This is a genomic window from Halorubrum sp. AD140, assembly GCF_034497445.1.
Taxonomy (GTDB): Archaea; Halobacteriota; Halobacteria; order Halobacteriales; family Haloferacaceae; genus Halorubrum.
The window spans coordinates 1-1279 of record NZ_JAXRUU010000225.1 but is presented as its reverse complement, the minus strand read 5'-3'; the positions used below and the strand labels follow the sequence as shown (position 1 = coordinate 1279).

The 1279-nt window shown below is 59.7% G+C and carries 2 protein-coding genes; both read left to right on the top strand.

Annotated elements, in window-relative coordinates; all coding sequences use genetic code 11:
* Positions 1-392: FAD-dependent oxidoreductase (locus U4E84_RS17660; protein ID WP_322533388.1), on the top strand; the 392-nt coding region annotated here is incomplete at its 5' end.
* Positions 393-680: 288 nt separating this feature from the next.
* Positions 681-1279: DMT family transporter (locus tag U4E84_RS17655; RefSeq protein ID WP_322533387.1), on the top strand; the 599-nt coding region annotated here is incomplete at its 3' end.

Here is a 1279-nt window from a genome sequence, read left to right as displayed (position 1 = left end):
GAATCGCGCTCGTCGGCGGCCATTTCACCGACGCGGACCCCGACGCCGACCCGGACGGCTACGACGAGGGAATGGATATCGACTGGGCGGCGGAAGCGGTCGAGCAGGCGGGCACATACACTGACCACTTCGGACCGGACACACGAATTCGCCGTGGATGGGCGGGCCTGTACGCGGTGACGCCAGATCATCATCCGATCATAGAGGAGTCGGTCCCGGGGCTGGTGACCGCCGCGGGGTTCTCCGGGCACGGATTTCAGCACGCGCCCGCGACCGGGCGGGTCGTTGCCGACCTCGTCGTTGACGGCGAAACCGACGTCGTCGACGTGTCGGCACTCGCTCGGGAGCGGTTCGAGCGCGGGCAGGCGATCGAAGAGCGGAGCGTCGCGTGAACGCTGCGGGGCCCTTGCGGCGACGTTCGAGGTGCGGCTGATACAGGGGATTTCAACGGTGCCGCCTATCGAAGGGCGAACGACGTCGAGTCGGACCGCGCCGAAGGGGTCGGTGTCTCAAAGGTCGGGATTGTGCACTACCCCCGTGCATGACATATAGTCACATATACTCCCAGATTTTATTAATCCCGTGTAGTTGAAACGAATATGCTGATCAAAAATTGTGCCACAGCCCTATTCGTAATACAATTACAAAGCCGTTCGGCTGACTTCCTCATATGATCTAAAATGTTGATATCGTCGCTCAGCTCTCTGGTTGGACTTGCGCTAGCAACCACTGCCGCCGTTTTATTGGCAGTACAGAATCTCTGTGTCCGTATCGGGACCACATCGGGTAGTACTAGCGACGCAGTCGTTATCGTGATGAGCATTAACCTCGGTGTTATCGGACCCGTAGCTGCCGTTCTCCACTATCCAGATTACGGGCTCTCGCCGGTTGCGGTCGGGGCGTTCGCCACGGCGGGAATCGTTGGCCTTGTCTTGGGACGCGTCTGTATGTTTGCGGGGATTAACCGTATCGGCGCGAGTCGAACGACTCCGATCGTGTCGGCCTCAACGCTCGTCTCTACTGTGCTTGCGGTTCGGTTGTTCGGTGAAACATTGACACTCCCGCATCTCGCTGGAATTTTTTGTATCGTCGGTGGGGTCGCCGGCATCGCATGGCTGACTGCCGCTACTGATCGACCCCAAGACTCGCTGCGGGACGTGGGGGCGTTGTTACTGCTTCCAGTAAGCGCCGCGGTGTTCACGGGCATCGAACCGTTGCTCCTTCGAGTCGGGCTCGACGCTGGGACACCGATTCTCGTCGGACTCAGTGTCATGATGCT